Raw genomic sequence first — 24,376 nt, 5'->3', positions numbered from 1 at the left:
ATGAAAGTAGTTTTTTTAAACATACAAAAACTCAATAAACGATTTGAAACTAGCTTGAAATCTCAATTTAAAACCTTTCTTACCAACGGACATTACATTCTAGGAAACAAACTTATTGAATTTGAAAATGCATTTGCTAATTATTGTGGTGCTAAACATTGTATAGGAACAGGAAACGGGCTAGATGCTCTTACCTTAATTTTAAAAGGATATATTGAGCTCGGAAAACTTAGCGCTGGCGATGAAGTTTTAGTTCCTGCCAACACCTTTATAGCCACTATAATTTCAATTCAACAAGCAGGATTAGTTCCTGTTTTGGTTGACCCTAACGAAAGCTCTTTCTGTATTTCCGAAGTAGAAGTAAAACAAAAAATAACTCCAAAAATAAAAGCAGTAATAGTCACTTATTTGTACGGACAAATTTCAGGAATTAATCAATTAAAACACTGGTGCCACCAAAACAATTTACTATTAATTGCTGACGCAGCCCAAGCACACGGAGCAATTTCTGAAAATAATAAAAAAGCGGGCAGCATTGCTGATGCAGCTGCTTTTAGTTTTTACCCTTCAAAAAATCTTGGCGCACTAGGTGATGGTGGAGCCGTAACAACCTCAAACACCTTATTGGCCACCTGCATCCAAAAACTAAGGAATTACGGTACCTCCAAAAAATACGTCAATGAACTCATTGGAATCAATTCACGATTAGATGAAATTCAAGCTGCTTTTTTGATTGAGAAACTAAAATTTTTAGATATTGATAATACTAAACGAAGGGAAATTGCAAACCGTTACTCTAATGAAATAACCAATAAACACATACAACTTCCGCAGTGGAATGGTGGCAACAATCATGTTTTTTATGTGTATGTGGTGCGAGTTAAAAACAGATCCCATTTTTGTGATTACCTTACAGCTAATAGCATAGGCTATCTAATTCATTATCCAATCCCCCCTCACAAACAAAAAGCGTTGGTCGATGAGTTCAAAAATCAAATATTTCCAATTACCGAAAAAATCAGTCAAGAAGTGGTTAGCATACCATTGAACCCTACATTAGTTAAAAGTGAAATTAACTACATAATAAAAAAACTAAACGAGTACACATGCTAAGCATAAATAAATTTAATCCTAACAAACAGCTTTTAAAAGTTATGTCTATTAATTCAATAGCCGTTTTTGTACGTTTGGTAACTGGATTTATTTTATCAAAAGCAGTGGCTATTTTTATCGGTCCACAAGGTTTGGGAATTGTTGGAAATCTCCGGAGTTTTATGACCAGTATTCAAACGATAGCTTCGTTTGGGTTTTACAACGGAGTAGTCAAATACGTTGCAGAACACAAAAATGATCAAAACGAATTAAGCAAGGTATTAGCAACAAGCTACTACATTGGATTTATATCCATGCTTGGCACCTCCATGATTTTGTATTTTTTTGCCCCATTTTGGAGTAACTACATCCTCAATTCACCTGAGTATACTCATATTATAAAAACACTAGCCGCAGGAATTTCACTCATGATTGTGGACTATTTTTGTCTAGCTATCATCAATGGATTTTCGCGATACAAAGTATACACAATTTTAAATGTAACTACTACCATTTTCAGTTTATTAGTCACACTTTTTTTACTGTGGCAGTACCAGTTACAAGGTATGCTTTACGCCGTTGTAATCACACCAGCCTTAGCATTATTCATAACATTAACCATTATATTTAAACAAAAAAGTTTTGTTGGACTTTTAAAAGCGTCAAATATTGATTGGGGATATACTAAAAAATTAATTGAATACAGCTTAATGGCATTACTAACAGCTGTAATCATACCACCTACTATAATTGCCATAAGAAATCACATAATTGATGTGCAAGGACTGACCGAAATGGGATATTGGGAAGCCATGAATCGAATTTCAAATTACTATTTAGTATTCGTCACCTCGCTTCTCAGCTTGTATTTGTTTCCAAAACTTGCCGCCGTTGAAACAACTAAACAATTTCGCAAAGAAATTTTTGCCTTTTACAAAACCTTAATGCCGTTGGTAATTGCAGGCCTACTGGGGCTTTATTTTTTTAGACATTTTTTTATTAAATTATTGTTGTCATCAGAATTTTCGCCCATGGAAAGTTTATTTATTTGGCAACTAAGTGGTGATTTTTTTCGAATCCTATCAGCCGTGCTCGCTTACCAATTTATGGCTAAAAAAATGACCAAAGGCTATGTATTAACCGAAATTTTATCCGCAATAATTTGGTATTCATCAAGCGTATTTTTTATCAACAAATACGGTTATCAAGGTGCTGCCATTGGTTATTTTATATGTTACAGCACTTATTTTTTAATACTAATTATTTGGTTTCGTAAATACCTGTTTAAATAAAATTAGACTTGTTCCTAAAATAATCGGGGCGTGCCCACAAGGGTCAGGCTTTACGTTTCAATTCCTCGCACCTCCTACGTCGGGCTGTGGGATTTCCACTACAATCCTTCACGCAAATTATCATTAGTTATCGGTTAGCTTCACTAAACAGTAATTTCAGCAACTCTATAAACTCAGAGATGGTTTAAATTGGAACGTTTTGATTGATTTAAAACGTAAGATTTGTAACAAAAACCGAAATCCTAATTCAACCTTTTACCTCAAACCCAAAACCAACAAACGACAACCGAGAATCCGCAGCTGACAACTCACAACTCACAACTCACTACCGACAACTAAAAAACTATCGATTCAAATACAAATATCCGGTCTTTACCTTTTGAGCACCGCTAGCTAATGTATAGTTTACTTCATAAAAATAAGTACCGCGCGGAAGCTCTTCATTATCCTGAAAAACCAATGAACCTTTTGCCTGACCGTAAAAGCTTTTACTTATGTCAGTTGTTAAACCAAATGGGATGCCGCCCTTATAATCAGTTTCTTTATACACAATTTCGCCATTACTATTAAAAATCATTACATCACTGTAAGGAAAATCTTCTAAACTGGTGATTCCTTCAATAATGAAATAATCATTTTTACCATCATTATTGGGTGAAATAGCGTTGTAAATCTTTAAATCTTTCTCTTCTTCAATAGTAATTTCAATAGTAGCCGTAGTACATACTTTTAAATCTTCAACACTATGGCATACTTCGTAAATTACAGTAACAACACCTAATTCATCTGCTTTTGGTACATAATTAAACTTCCCCACTGATGAAATTAATGAAATTTCTCCTTGTGCAGTTCCATTTCCAGTATTCGCAATATGCGTATTCGGACCTATTAAAAAGTCGTCGTTCTCTAAAATAAAAAAACCATCAATCGTTTGTCCTTCTTTTATTAAAATAAAATCATCTTCAGCAACCGGCTTAGTTGGATTAGGATCCAAACCGTTACTATTTCCGTCGCCGTCTTGATCGCAACTAGGTGCTTGTTTTAAAGGATCACAAATATTGTTTGGATCACTTTTTACATTTGCTACAAACATCGTTTCTAAGTTATCAACACCTGTAATTTCCTCTCCATCACTTAAACCATCTTGGTCGGTATCAAAAATATAAGGATCTGTTTGATATTCTAGCTCCAACATTGTAGCTATTGCATCATTATCATCATCTAAATCTCTGTAATCAGGTTCATCAGAAGCATCGGTATTTTTTAAATCATCAATTGGATTTATTAAAACCTGAGCGCCGTTGGGAAATTTAAAACTTCCAACTTCAGCATCAAAAAAATCATCCAAACCATCTTTATCAGTATCTCCAATGAATATTGAATTTTGTTGATTTTCATTGATATAAAAAGCCTCAAAAACATCATTAAATCCGTCATTATCAGAGTCTATATTGACAAAATCAGGAAATGTACTAGCTACAGTATTTGCAACAGAAAGTCCTTCGCCATAGCTATCATCAATCCCATTATCATCAACATCAGAATTACTAGGTAACATATAGATAGCACTTAGCTGCGCTTCTACATTGTCAGGAATTCCATCATTATCTGAATCCAAATCAATATGATTGGGTTGGCCATCATTATCAAAATCATAAATGTCAGGAACTCCGTCTGCATTGATATCTGAATAATCAGTTATTGAATCATCTCCTGAATTTCCATTATCAGTAACATCCTGAAAATTTTGAATAGCATCACCATCCTCATCACCAAAGGGATTTGCATCAATAATGGGATACTCATCAACATCCAAAATCCCATCATTATCATCATCAGGATCAATGCAATCAGGCAAGTTATCACTATCTTTATTAGCGTTAGAAGGGATAACAATAGCTATATTTACACTACCAGAAGCTTGAAAAACATCATTATTTCTGGATTCGAAACTAACGGTTATTGTATCTGTATTGAAATCAGATAATATACCAGCCGTATAATCTAATTGAAATTTGTTTACGCCTAATGGCACAAGCTCAACAGCACTACCTTCTTTATCGGTAGTAACAGCTGTAATAAATCCTTCGCCGCAGGAAACTTCTAACTCCAAAGGAATACTTATTTTTTCGTTTCTTAAATTACATGAAGCTTCAATTATAAATTCAGTGGTTGGTAATTTTTCTATAGGATCCAGTGCTCTAATATTTTTTTCAAACCCTGATAACATTCCATATGTACCAGAACCTGGAGATGCTACTAACAAACCCAAATGAAAAAAAGAATCTGCTACTGCTATATTGGAGTCATTAATTTCAGTATCAGGAATAGATACCACTGACCAACCATCTTTACCTGGTATTTTTTTTATGACTAGCCCTAAATCATCAATACTTTTTCCATTAAAGTTGAAATTTGAAATTCCTTCATCCTCAATTATTACAGTGGCTATATTGATTCCAGATTTAAATTTTAAAAAGTTAATTGTTTTACTTCCTGTACAGCCTACCGTTGGAATTAGCGCCATACCAACCTCATCCGACATTAAACCTGACACATGAAACACATAAATTGGTTTATCGGAGTGAATGTAATGAGGTGTTCCCAAAGCATCAAGTCCTTTTCTTCTAGTATTTTTGGAATAGTCTACTTCAATAAAATCACCTGCATTTGATAGGGATTTTACTTCGCTTGAATCATCCAAATAAATTTTAGTGTTTGGTTCTGAAGCAATAACAATAGCGTAATCCAACGCGGTTCCTCCTCTGGATAGTATATATTCAGTCCCTAAAATTTTTGTTGGCACTAACTGATCAACTCCACCTTCAGCCGCCCCACCAATACCTTTATTTTGACGTACATGCTGCGCTCCCGAAATTACAGCAATATCTTTATTTGATGTTATATGAGTCCCTGTGATATTATTAATACTATTAGTACCGTCAATATTTTTTACCAAATAAGTTTCATAAGCATTTAATCGAATTGTTATTGAATTACCGATGCCGTCTAGCACTTTATTTGCTGGCATTTCAATAGTAATATCAGTCTCATTTTCAGTTGCCATGACTGAAATAAAATGAGTTTCACCATTTTTATACTGTTCGTTTAGCACTTTAGTTTGCGAAGCTGCGTAAAAATTTTTTCCAAGGGCACTTGATCCTTTCAAAACAGTATATGTCTTATTATGTGGAGAATCATTTATGTGAACAGCCTGAATAGGATTTGTAGCAGTAATCAATAATCCCTTACTTTTTTCAATGACATTAAATAAGGTGGTATTACCTAAAGAAATTGACAGGTCAATAAGTATAGGCTCCTCTTTAGTAACTTGTATAGTTTTATAATAAACTGATGGATCAGCCGTGGTTATTGTAACCTCACTCTCAGGATACGTCGTGCTAAGCATTAACTTAGTCGGTGTATTTGTATGTGGGTTAGTAGTAGCCCATAGTGGAGGCAAGTGATAAGTAGTATCAAATTGAGCACAAACCTGAACACATGTAAGAAACGTAAAAAATAAAAAACATGAAGCTTTTTTCTTACTTAAAAAAACGAAAAATAGTTTTGTATCATAATATTGGGGCTCAATTATTTGCGCAAAAACGTTTTAAAAATACACTTGATACTTTTCATTTAAATATTTAAAGTTCATTTTGAAAATTGATTTTTCAAAGAATAAATAATAAACATTAATGCAATTTACTCATTTTAAGTAAATTAATTAAATTTGTATGCATTTTAACGCTAAATTAAAACTTTTAATCGATATAAATAGTGATTTTATCTAGTAAATTATACGCTTTATGAGGGTTCAATTGTTAAAAAAAATACCCCAGTATACTATTTCTTAATATTTCACTTAATAAATTATGAAATTCATAAAAATAAAATCTTTACAAATTTTATTCTTTTTGAATAGGAAATTCGCATCAAACAAGATTATTTAACGTACACTTAATCTTATTTTAATGAATATAATCCAATAAAAACTAAAAAAGAGCTCCCTATATGGGAAACCCTTTGCATAACTTAATGTCTATTCAACCTTTAAGGAAAATATTATGAATTGATATCCTTAAATTATTTAAAAGAATAAATAGTAACTCAATAGCTATACTGGTTCTGAATTTAGAGTTACTCAAATAAAAATTAGATTTTTTTTGTTTGAACAAGAAGAAAAGCATAAAAAACAGTCCTAGCTATGGTAATATTATAATTCGAAGTTTAAATTATCCACATTTAAAAGCAAAATCTAATAACATCAATCATGTTACATTACATTAAAACGCACTCCTAAGGATACATTATTTTGAGTAGTATTTTGGTTTTCAAATATTGGGGATAAATCATATTTAACGTAAAGTGCTGTAGCCCCTATAGCAACATAACCACTTAGCCCATAAATAATATTAGATGTACTGAAATCTTTTTTTTGCTTTTCTTTTACTTTTTGACCCTCTTTTATATATTTCAATTTTTGTCGCGCCCCAATATTAGCCCCCAGATAACCACCTAACCCCAATTTAAACTGCTTTTTGGTGTCATAACTTATTTTATTATCTGCTACAACTTTATTAGAAGGTCCAAATTCAAAATGTACGGGTATCACTAAATTGGTAATCGTTAGTTTTGATTTATCCAAATCATTTTCGAAATCTTCTAATACAATTTGATTATTTCTATTCACAAAAAACCGATTATTATCAGGTTTAAGCCCATTCATTTGCAATGCTATTCCGTGATTGAAACGCATAAAATTAGTATTCTTGAACACCCTGGATTTCCATTCCCAGCCAATTTCAAAAAAACGAGATCCCCCAAATTTATAAGGCGAATCTTCAAAACTAGCACCTTCAACTAATGCATTATTAAACCCTACAGCAAATAATAATCCGCTTCTGATACGCTTGTCTTTTTTACTACTATTTTCGTTTTGATCATTTTCATCTATATGTGTTAAAAATTTTTCAATCGACTCTTCTAAATACGCTGTTTCAAAATCTTCTTCATTCTCATTTCTTTGCAGCAGTAACAATTTATTATCTATAATTGCAATACGGTTATTAATGTTTGAAGCTCGTTTTTTTGCAGCTTCTTTTTTTAATTGAATGGCTTGCTCCTTGGTAATTAGTTTATTATTGAATGAGCTATCAATAGCCTTCACTTCCTTTTTTAGTAATTCACGTTCTATTTTTTTTACTTCATCCTTTAAAGCGTTCAGTTTTTTTAATTTAATTTCCGTTTTAGTTTTAGGAATACTGTCCTGAGCATTCATTAATTGCGACATAAAGCCAAAGCATACCACTAATTGTACAAGTCTTATTGTTAATTTCATAATACTATATTTTTATATTTTAAACTTTTCATTTTAGGCAATAACTTACCTGCTCAAATAAATTAAGTGAGTTTAATTGGTTTCTTTTTATACTATACTAGTGTGAGATTTTAGGTAATAAAAATAAATTGTACACTATTCATTTTTCCGCATCACCATAGCTGTTTTTAGCTTTTCAAAATTGCTTCGTAACGCATCCAAAACTTTATTCCTAAAAGAAATATCTAAGTCTTTTTCAACACTATTTAATAATTGATCCGCATTAATTGGTGATCCATTTGCCGCATAAGCCTTTTCTAAGGCTAATTCCAATTGCGCTTCCATTAATAAGTTATCAACTTCAACATCTGAGTTACTTATTTGAGCATCGGCAATAACCTCATCAATAACATCATCAAGTTTTTGAATGGTGGGTATTATTTTCTCTACTTCTCTTTTAACTTCCTTTTTTTCATCAACTTGACTAACAGTTACCACTGTTGTTATTGTATTAGGCACTTCATCCTTGGAAACCTTTTTTATCACCACATTTTTTACTTCCTGATAATCTGTTGCTACTAAAACACCTCTTTTGTGTACTGATGATTTACTGGTATTTATTGAATCTTTTGTTTTTGGATAATTGTTTGTAAATAATGAATCTTTACCCTTTATTTCATGATTTTTTTCATTTGCTACAACTGTCACTGGTTCAGAAATAAGTGTATTGCTATGATTTGAAGAACTTAAATAATTAAAAATAATTAAAATACCAACTATACTTGCTGCAATACTACCCCAAATAAATTTGTAGGAATATTTATTTTTTTGCTCATTATCTAAACGATCAGCTAACGTTTTCCATGCGGATGAAGATGGTTGCAATTCACGTTCCTCCAAATTTTTTTGTATCCCCTTTTCAAAATTATCTTGTTGCATATTTTTTAAAATTTTGAAACATTAATCATTTGATATAATGCTAATTTTACACCTTAATGTATTATAAATAACCTAAATGTGTATTTACATTCAATTTACTGACCATTTTTTGAAGCAATTTTCGTGCTTTATACAATTGAGATTTTGATGTCCCCTCATTGATATTTAGCGTTTGAGCAATTTCGGCATGCTTATACCCTTCAATTGCATACATTACAAATACCAATTTATACCCATCAGGAAGCGCATCAATTAGGCTTTGAATTTGAGCTACCTCAATATTAGATTGTATATTATTTTCGGACTCTTTTTCCAATACTAGCTCTTCAGCGGCAAATTCGAAGGTCTTTTTGCTTCTCAAATATGAAATAGCTTCTCTAACCATAATTTTACGAATCCACCCCTCCAAACTACCTGCGCCTTCAAAAGTGTCCATTTTTTTAAAAACTTTTAAGAACCCCGTAAGCATTACCTCTTCCGACTGTTGTAAATCTTTAATATAGTATCTGCAAACACTCAGCATTTTAGGTGCATGTATTTCAAATAATCGATGTTGTGCATCTCGATTATTTTTTAACACCCCTTTTATGAGTGTAGCTTCATTTTTATAGAGTCGAATTACTTTCAAAAACGGTTTCATTTTACCTTTCTATTTATAAAGACGCATATTTTTTAATAATGGTTGTCTGGTATATTAAAAAAAACAAAAAAAGCTTCTACCGTAATAGTAAAAGCTTTAAAGATATCTAATTAGTTTCCAAATTTTTAGAATAAAAACCGTTTAATTCAGGGAATATAGCCAATAGACTTTGTCAATTAAATCAAGGTGATTTTCAATTTATTTATGAAGACAACTGTTCTAATAATATGATTTTAGCATTATTTGCGCTCCAATAAAGTATTTCAATTTGATATTTGTTGCTGTTCTTATTTGAAACTTTTTAATAACTGCTGGTAACATCAGTCCTTTCGATACGTTTTGGTTTCTTCATAAACATGTTCCAAAATAGATTGATCTTGATCTGTAAAATCAATATTACGACGTTGCATTACCTTTTCGGCCACTTCAAGTGCCTTATTTGTTTTATAAGTTACAAAACCTGCGCTTCCGCCCCAGCTAAAACTTGGAATAAAATTACGAGGAAAACCGCCCCCAAAAATATTAGCACTAACGCCTATCACTGTTCCTGTATTAAACATGGTATTGATCCCGCTCTTTGAATGATCCCCCATCATTAAACCACAAAATTGCAATCCAGTTTTGGCAAAACCATTGGTTTCATAACTCCATAATCGCACCTCAGCATAATTATTTTTTAGGTTAGAAGTGTTGGTATCCGCTCCTAAATTACACCACTCTCCTAACACCGAATTCCCTAAATAACCATCATGCCCTTTATTAGAATACCCAAAGAGTACTGAATTTCCTACTTCGCCGCCTACTTTACTATGCGGTCCTATAGTAGTACCTTCATAAATTTTAGCTCCCATTTTTACCGTAGCATGATCACAAAGTGCAAAAGGCCCTCGTACAATTGCACCTTCCATTACCGTTGCCTGTTTACCTATATATACCGAACCCTTGCTTGTATTAAAAATAGCACATTCAACCGATGCTCCTGATTCAACAAATAATTTTCCGTTACCAACAACCGTATTTGTTTCTGATAAAGGCTGACTTGTTTTTCCTTCGGTTAGCATTTCAAAATCAGCTTCAATAGCTTGTTCGTTTAAACTAAAAATATCCCAAGTATGCTTTACTTCTGCATAAACGATATTATAAGCTACTTTTTGGTATGCATTTAAATCAGGATCTTCCCATTCAGGCACACAAAAAGCAATCAACTCACCAGTTTTGGAATGTAAAACCTGATGTGCTTTTAATGCTTTAATTTGAGTTACCAAATCCTGATCGGGTAAAATACTCCCACAAACAAATGTATTTGATTCCATTTCCACCATAGGCCATTTTTCAGTCATATAATCTTCAGTTATTGTAGAGGTAGTATTCCCCAAATAATGCTCCCATTTTTCACGAATAGTCATAATTCCTACCCTAATATCTGCGACAGGTCGGGTAAAAGTAAAGGGTAATAATGCTTTACGGCGCGGACCATCAAATAAAATATAATTCATGTGGATTGTTTTATAATTACGAAAATACTAATGTATATACCTACAAACAACTAAAGACTAATTCAAATAAGAAATAATTACTAATCGACTAACTACAGCGGCAGTATACAATTTTACTGCTATATTTATGTTTATAAAAAAATGATTTTATAAATTTGAGTGTAATTAATTTAATTAGTTACTTAGTTTATAATTAAAAAAACTTAATAATGATGACGAAAAGATTTTTTCCAACCTGTGCCATAGCATTCAGTCTTTTAGGTGCTGTAGCATGTTCTAGTGATGATGGTGACTCTCAACCAGCAGCTCCAAGAGCTGATTTAACGCTTAAAATTTTCGACCTTGGTGAGCTCACAAACAATGCTATGTATGAAGGTTGGATTATGGTAGATGGTGAACCTATTTCTACTGGTAAATTTGATAAATTAGATGTTGGTGGTCAAAAGGAATTTTCAGTAGTTGAAGAAGATTTAGAGAAAGCTACTGAATTTATACTTACAATTGAAGCTCCTGGTGATAATGATGCAATACCATCAGATACTAAAATACTACAAGGAAAATTTAATGGAGATGTTGCTGATGTTGATACTGGAATTATTGCTGATTTTAGTGATTCTTCCGGAGAATTTATTATTGCTACTCCCACTGATGAAGATCCAGACAACGAAGAAAAAGGCATTTGGTTTTTAAATCCCAATGGAGGGAATCCAGTAGCTGGATTAAAATTACCTACTTTAAGTAAAGGTTGGAAATATGAAGGATGGGTTGTACTTGCTGAAGATGCGCCTGTGACTACAGGTGTGTTTACCAAAGTTGACACTAGAGATGAAGACTCCCCTTTTAGCAAGGATGTTGTAGCTCCACCAAACTTTCCTGGAGAGGATTTTTTAACAGGTAATTCCAAAGGATTGAACTTCCCTGCTGATGCTGATGTTAGAGGCAAAAAAGTGGTAATTTCAATCGAACCGTTTGTAGATTATGATTCTGAAAACCCATTTTTTATAAAACCGCTTGTTGGTACTGCTGGTACTGAAACTGCACCAACTGTAAACACAATGGAATTAAGCATTACTGATTTACCATCAGGTAAAGTAACTAGATAATCTTTATCGCTTCTATTTTATAAAGAATATAGCTTAAAAAAAGCTCAATAAAATCAATCGATTTTATTGAGCTTTTTTTAAAATTATATGCAATTGTCTCTGTTTAGATTAATACAATTCTTACTTACAACCAATTTCACTTCATTAAATGATTTAATGAAGTGAAAATAAGTTGCCACTAGAAGGCTTCAGATAAATTTAAATAAACATTATTGGTGTCTTTACCAAATCCCCAGTCAAACCTTACATTTAAATTCTCCTCTCGATCCAGTAAAAAACGTAGTCCTACACCAAAGTTTGGTCTCAAATTGCCAATTTTAAACCCCTCAATACTGTTGGTGACATCGCCTGTTCCTAAAAAAGCAACAGCACCCCATCTCGAATTTTTGAAAGATTTCCTGTATTCTACTTGCCCTGCCAATAAATGGCGATCTAAATACCTACCTTCTCTATACCCCCTTAAAATTTCGCCACTACCAAATTGCGCAAGTTCCAAAAGTGGTACATCACCCGATGAAAAGTGACCCAATACCTGAAAAGCTAAAACATCACGTGTTTTTTTCGAAACCGACAAAAAATGTCGGATGTCGAATCTAGTCAATTCAAACTCATGAGTTCCGCCTAGTGCCTTTCCATAAAAACCATGTGTAAATTCTAAATACCAACCATTATCTGCATTTAGAATATTATTTCGGCTATCATACAAAACTGCAACTTCAGCTCCTGCTGATGTAGACCCATTGTATCCCGAAGGTCGGGTGCTATCTAAAAGTTTACCTCGTTCAAAACCAGCATCAAAAATATGATTATACCTAAACCCCGCACCAACAAATAAATATTTTACTGTTTGCTTTAAAAAAATTGGCTCAATTAAGGCTTGTACAAAATCAAATTGTTCTTCATTTGATTCAGGCGTATCTCTACCAATTCCGTAAAACAGTTGCGGAAAGTTTTTTACCAACGCATTTCCTTCAATCACCCACTTTTCTTGATTGGTAAACATTTCAAATCCCGAGAAAAGAATAAATTGATTATTAAGTGTGTATCTAAGCGAAACTGGCATGTTAGAAGTCCTAGTTTCTTTTCCACTCCCCTGGAATTTAAATAAATATTTTGCTCCTGCGCCAAAGGCTAAACTAGTTTCAGGAGAAAAACTTACAATAGGCGCAACAATAAACTTTGATTTATACAATGTTGAATCTTGTTCTGCCTTTTTTTTATTTGGATAAAAAGTGAAGAACTCTTTTATACGTTCAAAATCCTGACTAAAAACCTGAGTAGAAGTTTGAACTAAAAAAAATAATAAAAAAAAACCTTTTTTAATATGTAGTCGCGTTTTCAATTTTATCATATGACTTATCTAATAATATCTAATAATTGCCAAATATATGATGATCATACGTAACCACGCACATTAAATAGCGTTAAAATCCATTATAATTCGATTAAAGTCAACAATTTTAAATTAATAATAATTTATAATGATTACAACTGAATACGAAAAATTAACGTGACAAAAATCAATATAATTCATCTTTTGACAGAATGAGTGATTACGACTTCATTAAATTCTTCCCATATAAATTAATTTTAACACTATTTGGCTCTTATCACCATCAAGTTTTCCTTAAAAAAAGACTTATAATAGTTAATTCTCAAGATTACTAAAAACAAAAAGCCTTAAGTGCAATGTTATGCAAATAAAGCTTTCGTATTTTACTAAATAAATGAATTACTATTCCTCTTCAGGCGAAGCTGGAGTTGTATCAACATCATTTTCATTTGTTTGATCTTCTTTTGCTGTTGCTTTCGCATCAACATCTTCCGCAGTTTCTTCATTTTCTAAATCTTCTTCGTCATGCATTACTTTTGCAACGGCAGCAATGGAATCTTTTCCTTTTAAGTTTATTAAACGTACCCCTTGAGTAGCACGCCCCATAACTCTCAATTCTTCAACAGACAAACGAATAGCGATACCTGATTTGTTAATAATCATTAAATCATCGGCATCAGTAACATTTTTTATAGCAACCAGTTCCCCTGTTTTATCAGTAACCGATATCGTTTTCACTCCTTTTCCACCACGATTAGTAATACGATAATCTTCAAGACTTGAGCGTTTTCCATATCCGTTTTCAGACACTACTAAAATATTACTTTCAGGATCATTAACAGCTACCATTCCTATCACTTCATCTTTATCATGTCCCAGAGTAATTCCTCTAACTCCAGAAGCTCCTCTTCCCATAGGTCGTGTTTTAGCTTCTTCAAAACGAATTGACTTTCCTGACTTTAATGCCAACATGATTTGATTTTCGCCATTAGTTAGTTTAGCCTCTAAAAGCTCATCCCCATCTTTTATAGTAATGGCATTAATCCCATTAACACGTGGACGCGAGTATTGCTCTAAAGATGTCTTTTTCACCTGGCCCTTTTTTGTGGCCATGATTACATAATGGTTATTAATATATTCTTCATCTTTTAAGTCTTGCGTACATATAAAAGCTTTAACCTTATCATCCTGCTCAATATTAATCAAATTCTGTATAGCCCTACCCTTTGATGTTTTAGCACCCTCGGGGATTTCAAATACACGCATCCAGAAACATTTTCCTTTTTGAGTAAAAAACAACATATACTGGTGGTTGGTTCCAACAAATAGATGCTCTAAAAAGTCCTCGTTACGCGTAGTGCTCCCTTTTTGTCCAACGCCTCCTCTGTTCTGGGTTTTATATTCAGTTAAGGATGTACGCTTAATGTATCCTGCATGGGAAATAGTAATGACTACCTTTTCATTAGGAATCATATCTTCTATACTAAAATCACCTCCTGCATATTCTATTTGCGAACGACGTCCATCATCATACTTATCCTTAATAACAAGCAACTCGTCCTTAATAATATTCATTCGGCGTTCCTTCCTTGCCAAAATATCTTTCAAGTCCTCAATCGTCTTCATGATATCCTCATACTCGGCACGTAGCTTATCTTGCTCCAGTCCTGTAAGCTGGCGCAATCGCATTTCAACAATAGCCTTGGCCTGTATTTCGGTCAATTTAAAGCGTTCAATCAGCTTAGCCCTTGCTTCTTCTGCATTATTAGAAGCTCTAATTAAAGCGATAACCTCATCAATATTATCTGACGCAATAATCAGTCCTTCTAATATATGAGCACGTTCTTCTGCCTTTCTTAATTCATACGTAGTTCTGCGCACTACTACCTCGTGGCGGTGTTCCACAAAGTAATGAATCATATCCTTAACGTTAAGTAACTGTGGACGACCGTTAACTAAAGCAATATTGTTAACGCTAAATGAAGTTTGTAATAATGTATGCTTGTAAAGCATATTCAGTACAATATTTGGGATGGCATCACGCTTTAATACGTAAACAATACGCATTCCCTTTCTGTCCGATTCATCTCGGATTGATGAAATTCCGTCTATTTTTTTATCATTAATGAGCTCGGCCGTTTTTTTAATCATTTCGGCTTTATTCACTTGATAAGGAATCTCACTAACGATAATACATTCTCGTCCTTTAACTTCTTCAATAGTAGCTTTTGCACGCATTACAATCCGGCCTCGACCAGTTTTAAATGCCTGTCGCACGCCATCGTATCCATAAATAATTCCGCCAGTTGGAAAGTCAGGGGCTTTAATGAATTGCATCAGCTCCTCCACTTCTATATCGTTATTGTCAATATACGCAACTGTGCCATCAATTACTTCACCTAAATTATGCGGAGGCATATTTGTAGCCATACCAACAGCAATACCCGATGCTCCGTTGATTAACAAACCAGGCACTCGAGTTGGTAATACGGTAGGCTCCTTTAAAGTATCATCAAAATTTAATGTATGATCAACAGTTTCTTTATCAATATCAGCCAACATATCCTCAGATATTTTCCGCATCCTTGCCTCAGTATATCGCATTGCTGCAGGACTATCACCATCAACGGAACCAAAGTTTCCCTGCCCATCAACCAACATATAGCGCATACTCCATTCCTGAGCCATACGTACCATGGCATCATATACTGAAGTATCACCGTGTGGATGATACTTACCTAATACCTCTCCAACAATTCTTGCCGATTTCTTATGCGCACTGGAAGCCCTAACACCAAGCTCATGCATTCCAAACAACACCCTACGATGCACTGGTTTTAAACCATCGCGCACATCAGGTAGTGCTCTGGAAACAATTACAGACATTGAATAATCAATGTATGCTGATTTCATTTCCTCTTCTATATTAATAGGAATCAGCTTTTCTCCGTCAGCCATATATACAAAATTTTATACTTTATTTAATTCTAATACTAACAAGCAAAATAGCGAATTCTATCAAGTTTTTTGATTAATTTTTAGCTTATTATTTACAATTTATCAACAAAAGACAACCAGCATATAGTTAATAAAAAGAAATCCCTTTAAATCACACTTAAAGCTGCTGTAATTTAAATTCAATCTTAACTCATATTAAAGTATATTTAATTTAAAATAAAAAATAGAACTATGAGCAATAACAAAACCCCTATTAAAGTAACCCTGGAAGCTGAAACAAAATATGCATGGTGCACCTGCAGCCATAGTGAAAATCAACCCTTTTGCGACGGATCACACCGCAAACATAATGCTACACCATCACTTGCATTTGAAGTTGAAGAAACAAAAGAAGCATCATTATGTACTTGTAAACTCACAAACAACCCTCCTTACTGCGATGGTTCGCATCGAAAATAAATATTCTTAATATTACATTCTTTACCTATAGACTAATAAGCCTTAATACTAAGTTTACTAGTCAATTAAAGAACAATACCCGTTGGGGGCATTTAGATAATATTCTCTTTGATATTATTGTATTGGTATTTATCTGAAATTTAAATTGATATACTGAATCAAAAACATCGCTGTTATTTTAAAAGGATTCTATTTTTTAATCCTTCGGAAGATTTAGCCTAGTTTCTACGAATCACGAATTGATTGCAAAGCTGAGAGAATATCGTACTACATAATGCATTAAAAATATTAAAGCTATTTTTCCCTTGGACTAAATAACATTTTTAACCTTGAAGGTTTTTCTTTTATTTATAAACTTTCAAACAGAGAATTCCAAGAAACAGACATATAGATATTTCCCAGATCACTTTCTAAAAAACGGGTAAAAAAGGAAGGTAAATTTTTTTATGCAGATAAAAGCGAAAATTCATATTGAAAGTCACTAATTCTTATAATTTCATAATAAACGATAAATAAAACCTCGTTTTTAGCTTCTGATAGCTGTTTTCGGGGTTTTTATTAACCTTAATTCACAAAAAAACTAGTATTTACAATAGTTTTAGGTATGCTGAATATACCTAAACAGTTTTACATGATTTTAATTGTATACCTCCATATACACTTTTATTAAATACAAAGTGACATGGAGGCATTATACTAATCTCAAAATTGGTTTTTTTCGGAACAAATAGATCTATAAATCTATACGTAGAATCTTTTACTGATCATTTTATTAACTCTATTTTATTCCTTTTCGGAAAAAGGCCCAATAAATGGACTCTTTATTACTCTATCTACACCCTCTGCTTTAAATTCTACCCCTAAATACTTTCCTAAAAGTGTGGCTGAGCTAATGTATGTTTCCTTGTCAGCTCCTTCAATAAGTTTTGCATTTGTTCCATCACTATCATCTGCTATAAACCACTTAAAATCAGCCTCACCTTCAAAAAGTAAAAAAAGGAACGTGGTAAACTTATCACCTACTCTTAATATTGGAAGTGTAGGTACAAATTCATCATTAGAATCTATTTCTATAATAGCTAAAAAGGGGTCTACTTCTTTATCATTTGCAGTAAACTTTCCATTTTTTACTGTTATTTTCGGGCGTGTTGATTTTAATGAGCTTACTGTAAAAGGTTTAAACTCTGTGTTATCATCCGAATCACAAGAAATTCCACAAAAAAGTGTACTAAACACCATTAATTTTACTATTAGCTTTTTCATCTTATATTTTTTTATGATTTATTATAAGACACCTAATTGATTAAATACCCTATATTAAATTTAAAAAATAAAAAACTATCTCAGCTTACGAATAATATACTCCAATCTATTTAATTTTAACTCGTAAGCACTTTCCATTAGCAAGCCTGATTTTCCTTTTAGGAAAACCTTTATTTTACACCATACTACACAATATTCAGGCAAATCAATTAAAAAATGATCTTTATATTTCCCAAAGGACATTTTCGACTTGTCTAAGTCTAAAGGAAATTGTTTTATTTATTCAGCGCAAATCTCAATAGTATTGATTTGCAATAAGTGCCTATGCAGGTATAAAAAGTTGTACGAAACCGTAATTCGAAAGCGCTTCAGTTTATTCATAAATAACTAGTAAAAAGATCGTAATACACACATATTAAAACACGAAAAAGGAAAAATCCGAATATTAATTATTAGAAAATAATAGGGTCACGAACGAAACGCTTGCTCTTACATAAGGAATCGGAAGTTGATTTTAATAATGAAATAATTTATAGTTCAAACTTTTTAAATGCTTCTTGTTTTTCGTCATATTAATAATTTGCTTTGTACTCTTTTAGATTCAACCTCACGATTGTCACTCTTGCGATCGGCTAACGATTCCTGTCAATTAGGCTCGCTTACGACTTCCAACCCTATCAGTAAATGCATACACGGCACAAATAAAAAAGCCAGCATTGGCAGATGCTGGCTTTTTTCGCACAAAATACTAGTTAAGTGTTTATCGTAATCTGTCCACAGATTTTACAAGTTGTTCATCCTTTTTGATAGCCTTATTAGCTAACACAATTAAAACGATAGATAATACAGGTATAAACCTCCCAATACCCTTCTCTGAGGCAAAAGCCTCTCCAGATACATTTAGTGTCAAATACACAAAAACGCCTAGTAAAATAACATTCAATAGTATATTTAATCGCCCCAATACAAACTGAAGCCTTCTATTTTTATAAACGAAAATAATAATGAACGATAGCAAAGCGGAAACTAAAAAAGACTCATAATAATAAGGAGCATCTATGGTACCAACTTTATCGAAACCGGTAGGAAAAAAATAAGATAAAATTCCAGATACTAATGCGGCTAAAAACAAATAAACGCTTTGAATACGTTGAATCATATTTTTTCTTCTTCTTAAAGCAAAAGTAAAAGTTTCTTTTGAAAATTCAACAAATAAACAAAAAAAGAATTCAGTTTTTTACAAATTGCTAATTATGAATACAGTCAGAATTATTACTACAAGCTTAAACACAAAACAATAACTTAAATTATTGTAGAGTTTTTTTTTAATAAAAAATATTGTTGTATACTTGCATTAACAAACGGAAACAAAACCGTTTATCAATCTTCAGACTCAATACATACTTTCTAGTATTTATTTCTATAAAACAAAAGATAATTAACAAACTACATGTTAGAAATTTCTGATTTAAAATCAAAAAAATTACCTGAATTACAGGAAATTGCTAAAGCCTTAAAAGTCCCTAAATTTCGTTCACTAAAAAAATTAGATTTAGTTTACCAAATTTTAGATCATCAAGCCGACGACCCAACTAAAGTAGCATCAGTACTTAAAGATGAACCTACGGAAGAAAAACCGGAAGCTCAGACCAAAACAGATGCCACTACAGCTCCCCCTGCAAGTAAGCCAAAGAGAGAACGCAAACAACGAGTAACTACTAAAAAGAATACCACTCCTGTTGTTGAAAAATCAACACCAGATGCCAAAACTCAGGAAAAAGCAGCCCCTACCGCGAAAGAAGTTACAAAAATTGAAAAGAGAGAGCCTAATAAACCTCGCTTTGAAAAAAATGACCGTAACAACAATTCTAATAACGGAAATCACAAAAATAAAAATCACAAAAACGGGAATTCCAGGGACAATAAGGGAAACCGAGACCAAAGAAACCGCTACAAAGAACCTGATTTTGAATTTGATGCCATTATCGAAAGTGAAGGTGTGTTAGACATCATGCAGGATGGCTATGGTTTTTTACGTTCTAGCGATTACAATTACTTATCATCACCTGATGATATTTACGTGTCGCAATCACAAATAAGGTTATTCGGATTAAAAACTGGAGATACTGTTCTTGGACAAGTACGCCCACCCAAAGAAGGTGAAAAATATTTCCCTTTAATCAAAGTAAACAAAATTAATGGATTAAGCCCTCAAGTGGTGCGCGATCGCGTTTCTTTTGAACATTTGACACCACTTTTCCCGCAAGAAAAGTTTAATATTGCAGAAAGACAAAGTACCATTTCCACTCGAATTATGGATTTGTTTTCGCCTATTGGAAAAGGACAACGTGGTATGATAGTAGCCCAACCTAAAACAGGTAAAACCATGCTACTGAAAGATGTTGCTAATGCTATTGCTGCCAACCATCCTGAGGTTTATCAAATGATTTTATTAATTGATGAACGCCCTGAAGAGGTCACTGACATGCAACGTAATGTACAGGGTGAAGTTATTGCTTCTACTTTTGACAAGGAAGCTCATGAACACGTAAAAGTAGCTAACATTGTTTTAGAAAAAGCAAAACGATTAGTGGAATGTGGTCATGACGTAGTGATTTTGTTAGACTCAATTACTCGTTTAGCACGTGCATACAATACGGTGCAACCAGCAAGTGGAAAAATTTTGAGTGGTGGTGTGGATGCCAATGCATTACACAAACCTAAGCGCTTTTTTGGAGCAGCACGTAATATTGAAGGCGGAGGATCACTTACCATTATTGCTACAGCATTAACCGAAACTGGTTCAAAAATGGACGAAGTAATCTTTGAAGAATTTAAAGGTACCGGCAATATGGAATTACAATTGGATCGTAAAATTTCCAACCGACGTATTTTCCCTGCCATTGATTTAGTTTCAAGTAGCACTCGTAGAGATGATATTTTACTTGATGACACCACCATGCAACGCATGTGGGTGCTTCGTAAATTTTTAGCAGACATGAACCCTGTAGAAGCTATGGAATCTATAAATCAGCGTGTAAAACAAACAAAAAATAACGAAGAATTTTTGATTTCCATGAATGGATAAATCTACTGTTCGACAACCTAATGCCCTCATTATTTTTATAGTAGAGGGCTTTTTTGTACTTTTAACCGAAAGGTCTGCGCCCCAATGTAGACTAATAATTTAAAACCTACAACCATGAAATCTTTAATTGTATTGACACTTTTTGTGTTGGGCATTAATGCGTGCATTAATAATCCAAAAAGTCCCATTGCCAAAATTAATAACGAACCCATTCAAACTTCCCGTACCGACGGCTTGAAAAATGCGTATTTTGCTAGCGGCTGTTTTTGGTGTGTTGAAGCCATTTTTGAAAGCGTCAAAGGTGTTAAAGAGGTAGTTTCTGGTTATTCAGGTGGAATTACCGATAATCCAACATACAAACAAGTAGGCTCAGGTAACACAGGACATGCAGAAACTGTTGAAGTACAATACGACCCCGCTATTATTGATTTTGAAACCCTGGTAAAAGTATATTACGGCTCGCAGAATCCTACCACATACGGACAAGCACCTGATTTTGGTTCGGCTTATCGGTCTATCATTTTTTTTCAAAATGATGCCGAAATGCAAATTGCTGTTGATTACAGAAAAAAAATTCAAGAAAGTTTATCCGATAAAGTGAGAACTGAAATTCTACCTTTTGAAAAATTTTATGAAGCTGAAGCGTATCATCAAAATTATGAAAAATTGAACCCCAACTACCCTTATATTGTTAGAGTTTCAAAACCAAGATTGAACCGATTTAAAGCTAAATTTCCTGAATTGGTTAAAAATGGGGAATAATGAGGGTGTTTACTTATTTGTATACGGTACATTATTACAACATAATGACAATGTTTATGCTGATTTACTTATAAAGAACGCCATTAAATTAACTGACGGCTTTATTTATGCTAAAAAATACGATTTAGGTAATTTTCCAAGAATTAAAATTGATCCTGAAAAAAGATTTAAAACATACGGAGAATTGCTTGAAATAACACTAATACAAATCAAATATTCAATAAACTAGACTCCTACGAAGGTTTTAAGCCAAAGGATATAACAAACAGTCTCTTTGTTAGGAAAATTTGCGAAGTCCACACAAACAAAGGGATTTATAATGCTTTTGTTTATGAATATGCGAAAGACATAAGTAATTATTAATTAGCGCTTGCACTTTTAAATTGACAATTTTAAGTAGTCCAGATTCACTTAATATAATCAAAATAAGATTGTAACTTATTTTAATTCTAAACACATTTTTTGATGCAAAGCTCCAGTTTTTTTAGATGCAAATACCTCTCCAAAGGGAACAAAATTTAATTTTTTGTAAAATTTAAGTGCTGTTATACTTGCACTTAATTCGACTTTTTCCACTGCAAACTCGTGACACTTCTTTAATAGCGTTTTTACAATAAGTTTTCCAACACCATTTCTTTGAAATTCTGAGGCAACAGCCATTTGCGAAATGATTCCAACATTACTATTTGATATTGTGAGTCTTCCCGTACCAAGAACTTTCCCTTTACTTTCGATAATTAAATGGTAACTATCTTTTTCAAAATCATCATTTAGTAACGCATCGGCATTTTTTAAATCTTTAAAAAAAATTCCTTTCGTATTAAAAACGCTTGCTGATAAAAATCAGAATCAATTTTTACATAGATGCAATTCATAATAACCATTTTATGAAACTGAAGCCAAAGATTTCTCCTTTATAAAATCCATAACTGCTGGGGCATCCCATTTTTGATCAATATCTTTAATTTGCATTACTTGATCCATTATTTTTGCTTGAACTTCACCATAACTTAGCGCCTCAGCATAGGGCTTATTAGAAAATGTTACTCGTGAATACAACGGTTCCCACAACTCTGGATATTGACTTGAAAACTTTTTTTCAATTTTTTTTCTTAATATAAAATCTGGATCAGCTGTTTTATCGCTCATTTCAATAAAATTACGATAGGACAATTCCGCAATAGCATCTGCATTAGGCTTGCGTTGCTGCTGATATTTTTCAAAAACAGCTTGCCAATTGTCATCACCCAATTGTTCAATAATTTGATCTAGCTCAAAAACATCTTCAAATCCTGCATTCATTCCCTGTCCGTAAAATGGTACAACAGCATGAGCTGAATCCCCTACCAAAGCAACTTTATTCCAGTACGTCCAAGGATAACACTTCATGGTAACTAGCGCACTTGTTGGATTCCTTTTATAATCCTCCAGTAGTGTGGGCATTATAGATAAAGTATCAGGAAAATATTCTTCCCAAAAGGACTGTACTTCTTGTTCCGTTTTTAAGCTTTCGAAAGAATTTACTCCTTCATGTGGCATAAACAAAGTGCAGGTAAAACTACCATCTAAATTAGGAAGTGCAATAAGCATAAACTTCCCTCTGGGCCAAATGTGTAATGCATTTTTATCAATTATATGCTTTCCATTAGCTGCTGCTGGTATGGTTAATTCTTTATAACCTGTATTTAAAAAATCTTGGGAATAATTGAATCGACTACGTCGTTGCATTTTATGTCGAATTCTGGAAAAGGCTCCGTCGCAACCAAAAATTAAATCAAATTGATGCGTTTCCCAAGCTCCCTTTTCAGTTTCACCTGTATACAATTTTGCCTCAGGTAGGTTTACATCCCAAACTTTTTCTTCAAATTTAAAAACTACACCTTTTGCCTCAGCCAAGTCAATCATTTTACGATTTAAAACCCCTCTAGAAATAGAATATATTGCCTCGCCATCCTTACCATATTTTTGCGTATAATCATCCTTATTATTTACATGAATATGCCTATGATACATTGGCGTACCTAATGACTCTACATCTTTTTTTATTCCTACCGCTTCCAGCGCATTCCAACCTCTTACAGACATTGCCAAATTAATTGAGCGCCCACTAAATTTTATTTTTCGAATATCAGGCCGACGATCAAAAACAGTGATTTCGTAATTTCTCTTCCGCAAATAGATAGCTAATAACGAACCTACTAACCCGCTTCCTACAATGGCAATTTTTTGTTGTTTCATGTATTTTTATTCTTGGAAAAGAAATTTTTATTACTTCTGGCGAAAGCCAATTAAGTACGCAATTTAATGATAAAAAATTAGTTTCATTAACACTATCGTAACATATAACTATTGATATGACTTTAAATTAATACTACAAAAGATGATTAGGTAATTTTAAAATAATTTACTTTGCTAGTTTTGAAAATATCGCGTTATTAAATAGCATTAGGTTAAACTCTATTTTGAATTTAGATCCTCCGTTCAAATTAGTTCTTTTTTGCTTAAACTTAAAAATAAAAAAATTCCATAACTGGATTATGTATATGTATTTGTTAGCATTATTTCCATACAAAAATTTGTAACACTTATTTGAATACTAAAGTCAGTATATTTCATTTGTGTTTTGGAGACAAA

General features: G+C 33.0%; 19 protein-coding genes. 7 read left to right on the top strand and 12 right to left on the bottom strand.

Annotated elements, in window-relative coordinates:
* Both GMC_RS0111725 and GMC_RS0111720 read left to right on the top strand, forming a co-directional pair.
* Positions 1-1,113: a DegT/DnrJ/EryC1/StrS family aminotransferase gene (locus tag GMC_RS0111725; RefSeq protein WP_010522308.1), complete on the top strand. Its 1,113-nt coding sequence runs from the start codon at positions 1-3 to the stop codon at positions 1,111-1,113.
* Positions 1,107-2,384 (top strand): O-antigen translocase, encoded by a 1,278-nt coding sequence (locus GMC_RS0111720; protein ID WP_010522307.1) that lies wholly within the window; start codon positions 1,107-1,109, stop codon positions 2,382-2,384. The genes GMC_RS0111725 and GMC_RS0111720 overlap by 7 nt, the downstream gene beginning before the upstream one ends.
* A gap of 343 nt (positions 2,385-2,727) precedes the next feature.
* Here the strand turns inward: GMC_RS0111720 and GMC_RS0111715 are convergent, their stop codons facing one another.
* The 5 genes from GMC_RS0111715 to GMC_RS0111690 form a co-directional block, all read right to left on the bottom strand.
* A complete protein-coding gene (locus GMC_RS0111715; protein ID WP_010522306.1) occupies positions 2,728-5,793 on the bottom strand; it encodes a gliding motility-associated C-terminal domain-containing protein in 3,066 nt (1,021 codons plus the stop codon).
* 864 nt (positions 5,794-6,657) lie between these two features.
* On the bottom strand, positions 6,658-7,722 hold the full coding sequence (locus GMC_RS0111705; protein WP_010522305.1) for a hypothetical protein: 1,065 nt from the start codon (positions 7,720-7,722) through the stop codon (positions 6,658-6,660).
* 135 nt (positions 7,723-7,857) lie between these two features.
* Complete coding sequence (locus GMC_RS0111700; RefSeq protein WP_010522304.1) at positions 7,858-8,640, bottom strand: hypothetical protein; 783 nt, start codon at positions 8,638-8,640, stop codon at positions 7,858-7,860.
* Between the two features lie 61 nt (positions 8,641-8,701).
* The gene (locus tag GMC_RS0111695; RefSeq protein WP_010522303.1) at positions 8,702-9,280 is read right to left on the bottom strand and encodes an RNA polymerase sigma factor; all 579 of its coding nucleotides are present in this window, start codon (positions 9,278-9,280) and stop codon (positions 8,702-8,704) included.
* Between the two features lie 320 nt (positions 9,281-9,600).
* Positions 9,601-10,776 carry a GlmU family protein gene (locus tag GMC_RS0111690; RefSeq protein WP_010522302.1) on the bottom strand — a complete coding sequence of 392 codons (1,176 nt, stop codon included), beginning with the start codon at positions 10,774-10,776 and terminating at the stop codon, positions 9,601-9,603.
* Positions 10,777-10,985: 209 nt separating this feature from the next.
* On the opposite strand from GMC_RS0111690, the gene GMC_RS0111685 reads away from it, so the two are divergent.
* Positions 10,986-11,879: a hypothetical protein gene (locus GMC_RS0111685; RefSeq protein WP_029489742.1), complete on the top strand. Its 894-nt coding sequence runs from the start codon at positions 10,986-10,988 to the stop codon at positions 11,877-11,879.
* Between the two features lie 178 nt (positions 11,880-12,057).
* On the opposite strand, the gene GMC_RS0111680 is transcribed toward GMC_RS0111685, so the two are convergent.
* Both GMC_RS0111680 and gyrA read right to left on the bottom strand, forming a co-directional pair.
* Complete coding sequence (locus GMC_RS0111680) at positions 12,058-13,230, bottom strand: BamA/TamA family outer membrane protein (protein ID WP_010522300.1); 1,173 nt, start codon at positions 13,228-13,230, stop codon at positions 12,058-12,060.
* 384 nt (positions 13,231-13,614) lie between these two features.
* Positions 13,615-16,170, bottom strand: a complete 2,556-nt coding sequence (gene gyrA / locus GMC_RS0111675; RefSeq protein ID WP_010522299.1) for a DNA gyrase subunit A — start codon at positions 16,168-16,170, stop codon at positions 13,615-13,617.
* 231 nt (positions 16,171-16,401) lie between these two features.
* Between gyrA and GMC_RS0111670 the strand changes: the two genes are divergently transcribed.
* Positions 16,402-16,629, top strand: coding sequence for a CDGSH iron-sulfur domain-containing protein (locus GMC_RS0111670; protein WP_010522298.1), 228 nt, complete (start codon positions 16,402-16,404; stop codon positions 16,627-16,629).
* Between the two features lie 783 nt (positions 16,630-17,412).
* Here GMC_RS0111670 and GMC_RS0111665 read toward each other — a convergent pair.
* The 3 genes from GMC_RS0111665 to GMC_RS0111655 form a co-directional block, all read right to left on the bottom strand.
* Positions 17,413-17,892, bottom strand: a complete 480-nt coding sequence (locus tag GMC_RS0111665; protein WP_010522297.1) for a hypothetical protein — start codon at positions 17,890-17,892, stop codon at positions 17,413-17,415.
* Positions 17,893-17,967: 75 nt separating this feature from the next.
* Complete coding sequence (locus GMC_RS21310) at positions 17,968-18,171, bottom strand: putative quorum-sensing-regulated virulence factor (protein ID WP_029489741.1); 204 nt, start codon at positions 18,169-18,171, stop codon at positions 17,968-17,970.
* A 481-nt stretch (positions 18,172-18,652) separates the two neighbouring features.
* Positions 18,653-19,051, bottom strand: a complete 399-nt coding sequence (locus tag GMC_RS0111655) for a DUF4293 domain-containing protein (RefSeq protein WP_010522295.1) — start codon at positions 19,049-19,051, stop codon at positions 18,653-18,655.
* A gap of 291 nt (positions 19,052-19,342) precedes the next feature.
* On the opposite strand from GMC_RS0111655, the gene rho reads away from it, so the two are divergent.
* The 3 genes from rho to GMC_RS0111640 all read left to right on the top strand — a co-directional run bounded on the left by rho (position 19,343) and on the right by GMC_RS0111640 (position 21,971).
* Complete coding sequence (rho, locus tag GMC_RS0111650) at positions 19,343-20,980, top strand: transcription termination factor Rho (RefSeq protein WP_010522294.1); 1,638 nt, start codon at positions 19,343-19,345, stop codon at positions 20,978-20,980.
* Between the two features lie 114 nt (positions 20,981-21,094).
* The gene (gene msrA, locus GMC_RS0111645; RefSeq protein ID WP_010522293.1) at positions 21,095-21,742 is read left to right on the top strand and encodes a peptide-methionine (S)-S-oxide reductase MsrA; all 648 of its coding nucleotides are present in this window, start codon (positions 21,095-21,097) and stop codon (positions 21,740-21,742) included.
* A complete protein-coding gene (locus tag GMC_RS0111640) occupies positions 21,732-21,971 on the top strand; it encodes a gamma-glutamylcyclotransferase (RefSeq protein WP_010522292.1) in 240 nt (79 codons plus the stop codon). Before msrA ends, GMC_RS0111640 begins: the two co-directional genes overlap by 11 nt.
* Positions 21,972-22,180: 209 nt before the next feature.
* Here the strand turns inward: GMC_RS0111640 and GMC_RS21305 are convergent, their stop codons facing one another.
* Together GMC_RS21305 and GMC_RS0111630 are read right to left on the bottom strand one after the other, a co-directional pair.
* Positions 22,181-22,552 (bottom strand): GNAT family N-acetyltransferase, encoded by a 372-nt coding sequence (locus tag GMC_RS21305; protein ID WP_094766286.1) that lies wholly within the window; start codon positions 22,550-22,552, stop codon positions 22,181-22,183.
* A 75-nt stretch (positions 22,553-22,627) separates the two neighbouring features.
* Entirely contained in the window at positions 22,628-23,980 is a 1,353-nt protein-coding gene (locus GMC_RS0111630; RefSeq protein WP_010522290.1) for an FAD-dependent oxidoreductase, read from the bottom strand.
* Positions 23,981-24,376: the final 396 nt, after the last annotated feature.

Origin of the sequence: Aquimarina agarivorans (assembly GCF_000218485.1) — a bacterium.
In the GTDB taxonomy this organism is placed as follows: domain Bacteria; phylum Bacteroidota; class Bacteroidia; order Flavobacteriales; family Flavobacteriaceae; genus Aquimarina; species Aquimarina agarivorans.
This window is presented reverse-complemented; position numbering and strand designations above follow the sequence as displayed.

Bases quoted from the DNA above. Each gene is read 5' to 3' on its own strand.
- GMC_RS0111725 (WP_010522308.1), top strand. From the start codon at position 1: ATGAAAGTAGTTTTTTTAAACATACAAAAACTCAATAAACGATTTGAA.
- GMC_RS0111720 (WP_010522307.1), top strand. From the start codon at position 1,107: ATGCTAAGCATAAATAAATTTAATCCTAACAAACAGCTTTTAAAAGTT.
- GMC_RS0111715 (WP_010522306.1), bottom strand. From the start codon at position 5,793: ATGCTTAGCACGACGTATCCTGAGAGTGAGGTTACAATAACCACGGCT.
- GMC_RS0111705 (WP_010522305.1), bottom strand. From the start codon at position 7,722: ATGAAATTAACAATAAGACTTGTACAATTAGTGGTATGCTTTGGCTTT.
- GMC_RS0111700 (WP_010522304.1), bottom strand. From the start codon at position 8,640: ATGCAACAAGATAATTTTGAAAAGGGGATACAAAAAAATTTGGAGGAA.
- GMC_RS0111695 (WP_010522303.1), bottom strand. From the start codon at position 9,280: ATGAAACCGTTTTTGAAAGTAATTCGACTCTATAAAAATGAAGCTACA.
- GMC_RS0111690 (WP_010522302.1), bottom strand. From the start codon at position 10,776: ATGAATTATATTTTATTTGATGGTCCGCGCCGTAAAGCATTATTACCC.
- GMC_RS0111685 (WP_029489742.1), top strand. From the start codon at position 10,986: ATGATGACGAAAAGATTTTTTCCAACCTGTGCCATAGCATTCAGTCTT.
- GMC_RS0111680 (WP_010522300.1), bottom strand. From the start codon at position 13,230: ATGATAAAATTGAAAACGCGACTACATATTAAAAAAGGTTTTTTTTTA.
- gyrA (WP_010522299.1), bottom strand. From the start codon at position 16,170: ATGGCTGACGGAGAAAAGCTGATTCCTATTAATATAGAAGAGGAAATG.
- GMC_RS0111670 (WP_010522298.1), top strand. From the start codon at position 16,402: ATGAGCAATAACAAAACCCCTATTAAAGTAACCCTGGAAGCTGAAACA.
- GMC_RS0111665 (WP_010522297.1), bottom strand. From the start codon at position 17,892: ATGAAAAAGCTAATAGTAAAATTAATGGTGTTTAGTACACTTTTTTGT.
- GMC_RS0111655 (WP_010522295.1), bottom strand. From the start codon at position 19,051: ATGATTCAACGTATTCAAAGCGTTTATTTGTTTTTAGCCGCATTAGTA.
- rho (WP_010522294.1), top strand. From the start codon at position 19,343: ATGTTAGAAATTTCTGATTTAAAATCAAAAAAATTACCTGAATTACAG.
- msrA (WP_010522293.1), top strand. From the start codon at position 21,095: ATGAAATCTTTAATTGTATTGACACTTTTTGTGTTGGGCATTAATGCG.
- GMC_RS0111640 (WP_010522292.1), top strand. From the start codon at position 21,732: ATGGGGAATAATGAGGGTGTTTACTTATTTGTATACGGTACATTATTA.
- GMC_RS0111630 (WP_010522290.1), bottom strand. From the start codon at position 23,980: ATGAAACAACAAAAAATTGCCATTGTAGGAAGCGGGTTAGTAGGTTCG.